This is a genomic window from Ramlibacter tataouinensis (assembly GCF_001580455.1).
GTDB lineage: Bacteria > Pseudomonadota > Gammaproteobacteria > Burkholderiales > Burkholderiaceae_C > Ramlibacter > Ramlibacter tataouinensis_B.
In genome coordinates this window covers 4,910,062-4,916,630 of record NZ_CP010951.1, presented here as the reverse complement: position 1 = coordinate 4,916,630, position 6,569 = coordinate 4,910,062, and the positions used below count along the sequence as shown (strand labels likewise).

The 6,569-nt window shown below is 65.3% G+C and carries 4 protein-coding genes; 3 read left to right on the top strand and 1 reads right to left on the bottom strand.

The window, feature by feature from the left end:
* Positions 1 to 48: 48 nt before the first annotated feature.
* Entirely contained in the window at positions 49 to 237 is a 189-nt protein-coding gene (locus UC35_RS24045) for a hypothetical protein (RefSeq protein ID WP_061503598.1), read from the bottom strand.
* Between the two features lie 345 nt (positions 238 to 582).
* Here UC35_RS24045 and UC35_RS24450 point away from each other — a divergent pair, with 345 nt between their 5' ends.
* The 3 genes from UC35_RS24450 (at position 583) to UC35_RS22865 (ending at position 6,521) form a co-directional block, all read left to right on the top strand.
* Positions 583 to 975: an isocitrate/isopropylmalate family dehydrogenase gene (locus tag UC35_RS24450; protein ID WP_321572377.1), complete on the top strand. Its 393-nt coding sequence runs from the start codon at positions 583 to 585 to the stop codon at positions 973 to 975.
* Positions 930 to 1,688 (top strand): isocitrate/isopropylmalate family dehydrogenase, encoded by a 759-nt coding sequence (locus tag UC35_RS24445; protein WP_321572376.1) that lies wholly within the window; start codon positions 930 to 932, stop codon positions 1,686 to 1,688. Before UC35_RS24450 ends, UC35_RS24445 begins: the two co-directional genes overlap by 46 nt.
* 147 nt (positions 1,689 to 1,835) lie before the next feature.
* The gene (locus tag UC35_RS22865) at positions 1,836 to 6,521 is read left to right on the top strand and encodes an Ig-like domain-containing protein (RefSeq protein WP_061503597.1); all 4,686 of its coding nucleotides are present in this window, start codon (positions 1,836 to 1,838) and stop codon (positions 6,519 to 6,521) included.
* Positions 6,522 to 6,569 lie beyond the last annotated feature (48 nt).

Here is a 6,569-nt window from a genome sequence, read left to right as displayed (position 1 = left end):
AAACAAAAACGCCCGCTTGCGCGGGCGTTTTCTTCGGTGGAAACCGAATTACTTCTTGGCGGAAGCAGCGTCGGCCTTCTTCTCGGCCTTGGCGTCAGCCTTCTTCTCGGCCTTGGCGTCAGCCTTGGCTTCCGTCTTGGCGGCGGGCTTGGCGCCGGAAGCGGCGGCGGCCGGCGGCTTGGGCGAACACGGCGCCGGCGAACAGCGTGGCAACCAGGTAGCGAGCAGCTTGGTCATTCTGAGTCCTATTGGATTTGGTTGGATTTTCGAAAATTCGCGGTCCGAATCGGGCCGCCTCATGCAAACGCGCAGGCGCGCGCGGTTGACACAGTCCATCTCGGGTTTTGGGCGCTAAAATCCTCTGGTTTACCCGGATATCGCCGGGCCAGAACACATCCGACGCAGCAACCTCCCCACCCCCGGAGACGTTTTTCTCATGTACCAGCACATCAAAGTGCCTTCGCAAGGCCAGAAGATCACCGTCAACGCCGACATGTCCCTGAACGTGCCGGACCAGCCGATCATTCCGTACATCGAGGGCGACGGCACCGGCATGGACATCACCCCGGTGATGCTGAGGTGGTGGACGCGGCCGTGGCCAAGGCTTACGGCGGCAAGAAGAAGATCCACTGGATGGAGGTGTACGCCGGCGAGAAGTCCACCAAGTCTACCGGCCCGGACGTGTGGCTGCCCGACGAAACGCTGCAGGCGGTGCGCGAATATGTGGTGTCCATCAAGGGCCGTCACCACGCCGGTCGGCGGCGGCATCCGCTCGCTCAATGTGGCCCTGCGCCAGGAGCTCGACCTCTACGTCTGCCTGCGCCCCGAATCCAGTACTTCGACGGCGTGCCGTCGCCGCTGAAGGAGCCGCACAAGACCAACATGGTGATCTTCCGCGAGAACTCGGAAGACATCTACGCCGGCATCGAGTGGGAAGCCAACACCGAGAAGCCCAGAAGGTCATCAAGTTCCTGATCCAGGAGATGGGCGTCAAGAAGATCCGCTTCCCGGAAACCTCGGGCATCGGCGTCAAGCCCGTGTCGCGCGAAGGCACCGAGCGCCTGGTGCGCAAGGCGATCCAGTACGCCATCGACAACGACAAGCCCAGCGTGACCATCGTGCACAAGGGCAACATCATGAAGTACACGGAAGGCGGCTTCCGTGACTGGTCCTACGCCCTCGCGCAGAAGGAATTCGGCGCGGTGGAAATCGACGGCGGCCCGTGGTGCAAGTTCAAGAACCCGAAGACCGGCAAGGACATCGTGGTCAAGGACTCGATCGCCGACGCCTTCCTGCAGCAGATCCTGCTGCGCCCGGCCGAGTACAGCGTGGTGGCCACGCTGAACCTGAACGGCGACTACATCTCCGACGCGCTGGCCGCGCAGGTCGGCGGCATCGGCATCGCCCCCGGCGCCAACCTGTCCGACTCGGTCGCGATGTTCGAGGCGACGCACGGCACCGCGCCCAAGTACGCCGGCAAGGACTACGTGAACCCGGGCTCCGAGATCCTCTCGGCCGAGATGATGCTGCGGCACATGGGCTGGAAGGAAGCCGCCGACCTGATCATCAGCTCGCTCGAGAAGTCCATTCTGTCCAAGAAGGTCACCTACGACTTTGCGCGACTGATGGATGGCGCGACGCAAGTGAGTTGCTCGGGCTTCGGGCAGGTGATGATCGACAACATGTGATCGCGGGCGCCGCAGGGCGCCGTGAATCCGCTTGATACAAAAGCCCCGTTGGCTGCGTGCCACGGGGCTTTTTCATTGGGGCGTGGATATAGAACCATCTGGGTATAGTTTGCGGGCCATCAATAACAAACAACCGGTGAGCACACCTTGGCCCTTTTCGAAGCATTCCATACCCCCAGCGACGCAGATCCCCTGGCGGGTACGCTGACGGTCGCAGACGCCGGCCTGATCCAGATCGTCGCCGGCATGGTCACCTTCAACTACTACGGCAACTTCATCTACGACGGTGACGGCGATCTCGTCGGCGGCACCCACACGGGCTTCGAGATGTACGACGGGGCCAACGGCGGCCTGCAGGCGCGCATCACGGGCCTGAACATCGACGCCATCACTTTCTTCAGCACGCTCGCTTGGGGCAATGCCGAGGCGGTCACCCAACTCTGGTTCTCGGGCAACGACACGCTCATCGGCTCGCCGGGCGACGACTTCCTCGAAGGCTACGCCGGCGCCGATTCGATCTCGGCGGGGGCGGGCAACGACTTGCTGGAAGGCGCTGACGACGCCACGGTCGACACCCTCGTGGGGGGCCTTGGGGACGACATCTACGGCGTGGGCGGTACTGAGCACGCGTCGAACGACATCGTGATCGAGTCGGCGGGCGCCGGGCACGACGCGGTCGTGAGCCTCACTTCCTACGTGCTTCCCGCCAACGTCGAGGACCTGCTGCTTCTGGGCAGTGGGAACAGCACGGGCTGGGGCAACGAGCTCGACAATGCGTTGGAGGGCAATGCCGGTTCGAACCTGCTCGAGGGCCTCGCGGGCAACGACACGCTCGACGGAGGCGCCGGTGGCATCGACACCTTGCGCGGCGGCGCGGGCAACGACACCTACCTGGTGAGCAGTTCCGTCACGGTGATCCAGGAATCCCCGGGCGGCGGTATCGACAGCGTGTCCAGCAGCGTGAGCTTCACGCTGGCGGCTGAAGTCGAGAACCTGCTGCTGACCGGTAGCGCGCAGCTCGCGGGACATGGCAACGCGCTGGCGAACGTCATCACCGGCAACAACGCTGGCGACACCCTGGACGGTGGCCTGGGCGCTGACACGCTCAATGGCGGAACGGGGAATGACCTCTTCCTGGTGGACGCGCTGGGCGATGTGATCAACGACGCCGGCGGCGACGACACCGTGCGTTCCTCCATCGACGGCTACGTGCTCGGTGCGCCCGGCATCGAGAACCTCGAACTTGCCGGCACCGCGGCCAGCGCGAGCGGGAACGCCTCGCACAACCGGATCACCGGCAACGCACTCGCCAACCTGCTGTACGGCCAAGGCGGGAACGATACCCTGGAGGGCGGCGCCGGCGCGGACACGCTGGTTGGCGGCGAGGGCGATGACACGTACATCGTGGACGGATTCGACACCACGATCGAACTTGCCGGCGGCGGCACGGACGTGGTGTTCAGCGCGGTGTCGTACACGCTGGGCAGCCAGGTCGAGAGCCTGGTTCTCACCACCTCGGGCAAGACCGGCACCGGCAACGCGCTGGGCAACAGCATCACAGGGTCCAACGGTGCGGATACCCTCGACGGTGGCGCGGGAGCCGACACGCTGTCGGGCGGATTCGGGGCCGACAGTTACATCGTCGACAACGCGGGCGACACGATCCTGGAGTCCGGCATCGACGCCGACACGGTCTTTGCCAGTGCCAGCTACGACCTCGGCAACGCCCCGGATGTCGAGTCCCTGACCCTCACGGGCAGCGCCAACATCAACGGGAAGGGCAACGCCGCAGCGAACGTCATCGTCGGCAACAGCGGCGACAACGTCCTGACCGCGGTGGTGGGCGGATTCGGCGGGGGCGACACGCTGATGGGCGGCGCGGGGCGCGACACCCTGATCGGCTCGTGGGACTACGACCTGCTGGACGGCGGCGCCGGTGCCGACTCGATGGCGGGCGGCACCGGACGCGACGTCTATGTCGTCGATGACGCCGGTGACGTGGTGATCGAGGACGCCTCGTTCATTTCCGGTGGGGAAGGCGACGTGATCCATGCCTGGGTGAGCTACACGCTCGCCTTCGGGGTCGAATTCATGACCCTGATGGGTAACGGGGCGATCAACGGCACCGGATCTGCCGCTGGCGGCGAGACCATTACGGGCAACGAAGCCGCCAATGTCCTGAGCGCCGGCGGTGGCTTCAACGACGACCTGTACGGGCTGGGCGGCGACGACACCTTGAGCGACAGCGGCGGCTACGCGCGCATGTACGGCGGTGCGGGCAACGACACCTACCTGGTGGGCGGAAGCCTCTACTGGATCGTCGAGAACTCGGGCGAGGGCATCGACACGGTGCGCTCCGTGGTGGATTTCACTCTGGGGAACCACATCGAGAACCTGGTGCTGTTGAACGGCATCAGCGCCACCGGCAACAATCTGGACAACGTCATCACGGGCAACGCGCTGGGCAACTTCATCGACGGCAAGGGCGGCGCAGATACGATGCAGGGCGGCCTCGGCGATGACCAGTATTACGTCGACAGCGACGATGACGTGGTGATCGAGCTGGACGGCCAGGGCTACGACTCGATCGTCACGTTCGGCATCGGGATCGACCTCACGGGCACCAGCATCGAGCGCGTGTACGGCGAGCAAAGCGGAACCGCCGACTTCGACATCACGGGCAACGCGTCCGACAACTTCCTGCGCGGCAGCGATGGCAGGAACGTCATCGACGGCGGCGCGGGCGCTGACGAGATGTACGGCTATCTCGGTGACGACATCTACGTCGTCGACAACGTCGGTGACCAGGCAGTTGAATGGGCCGGCCTGGACTTCGGCACCGATTGGGTGTGGAGCAAGCTGGCCACGTACGTCCTGCCCGACAGCGTCGAGAACCTGAAGTTGATCGCATCGGCGCTTTCGGGCACGGGCAACACGGCTGCGAACCTGCTGCAGGGCAATGCAGGCAACAACGGACTCGATGGCGGCGGCGGCAACGACACCCTGCAGGGCGGCCTCGGCGATGACACGCTGACGGGCGGCGCTGGCAACGACGTGCTGGACGGCGACGCAGGCGACGACCGGGCCGTCTATGCGGGCCAGCGCGCGGACTACGGCATCACGCAATCCAGTGGAAACATCACCATCACCGGCGGCGAAGGCACCGACGTGCTGACCGGCGTCGATGCCATCGTGTTTGCCGACCAGGTGCTGACGCTCAATACGCACTTTGCCACCGGAACCGTGGCAATCACGGGCACGGCCAAGGAGGGGCGCACCCTGGCGGCCGTCGCTTCGTCCGTGACGGACGCCGACGGTGTAGGCAACCTCAGCTTCCAGTGGTTCCGTGGAGATGCCGCGATAGCCGGCGCCACTTCGGCAAGCTACAAAGCCGCCGAGGATGACGTGGGCCTCACCCTGAGCGTGCGTGTCCGGTTCGTCGATGGATCGGGCAACACCGAAACACTCTGGTCCGCCGGCACGGACGCCGTCGTGGCGGGAGACCACACGCCTCCCACGGTACAGGCCTTCTCGCCTGCGGACGAGGCCACAGGAGTCGCGCCGGATGCGAATGTGACCGTGACTTTCAGCGAGGCCATCGTCCTGGGCACCGGCGCCATCCTGCTGAAGAAGGCCGACGGTACCTTGGTGGAGAGCTTCGACGTCGGCAGCAGTGGCCGGATCACCGTTGCAGGCGACACGCTCACGCTCGATCCCACGGCCTTGCTCGATTACTTCACCGACTACAGAGTGGAGTTCGCTGCCGGCAACGTCACCGACGTGGAAGGCAACGCCTACGCCGGCACGGCAAGCTACAACTTCCGCACCATGGTCGAGCCGGATACGACGGCGCCGGCGATTCTCGCCTTCGTGCCGACCCAAGGCGGCGCCTCGGTGCCGGTCACGAGCAACTTCGTTCTGCTGTTCAGCGAGGCCGTGCAGCGCGGAGCCGGGACCATCGTGCTCAAGACGGCCGGCGGAACGGTGCTGGAAAGTTTCGATGTGGCCACAAGCAACCGGCTCACGATCGACGGCGACAGCATGATCATCGACCCGACGGTCGATCTCGTGGCCGGTACCTCCTACCGCTTCGAGGTTTCGGCCGGCGCCTTCAAGGACGCCGCGGGCAACGGGGTAGCCGCCTCCGGGCCCTACGCCTTCAAGACGACGGCGGTGAGCATCAACGGCTCGACCGGCAACGACTCCCTGGCCGGCAGCCCGGGCGGCGACCAGATCCAGGCGCTGGACGGCAACGACACCTTCGTGGCAGGCGCGGGCAGCGACACGCTCGACGGGGGGGCGGGCCTCGATGTCGCCGTCTACAGCGGCTCGCTCGGCAATTTCACCGTGACCCACGTGGCGAACGGCTTCACGGTGGCTTCCAAGCAAAACCCCGACGATGTCGACACGCTCGTCAACGTCGAGCGCCTGGTCTTCGACGATTTCAAGGTCGCCCTGGACATCAGCGGCACCGCCGGCCAGGCCTACCGGCTGTACCAGGCGGCCTTCGACCGCGTGCCCGACCTGCCCGGACTGGGCTACCAGATGCACGACCTGGACATCGGCCATTCGCTGCTGTCGGTGGCCGGCAACTTCATTGCCAGCCCCGAATTCCAGAACACCTACGGCAATCTGGCCGACCGCGACTACATCACGCAGCTGTATCGCAACGTGCTGAACCGCGAGCCCGAGCCCGAGGGCATGGCCTTTTACCTGGACTGGCTGTCCAAGGGGGCCACGCGCGCGCACCTGCTGGTTGGATTCTCGGAGTCACCGGAAAACCAGGCGAACGTGATCGGCGCCATCCAGGACGGGATGGCCTATATCTGGTGACGAGTCAGGAAGGAGGTGTGGGCCGTCCGGCCCGCACCGGGCAAGCTG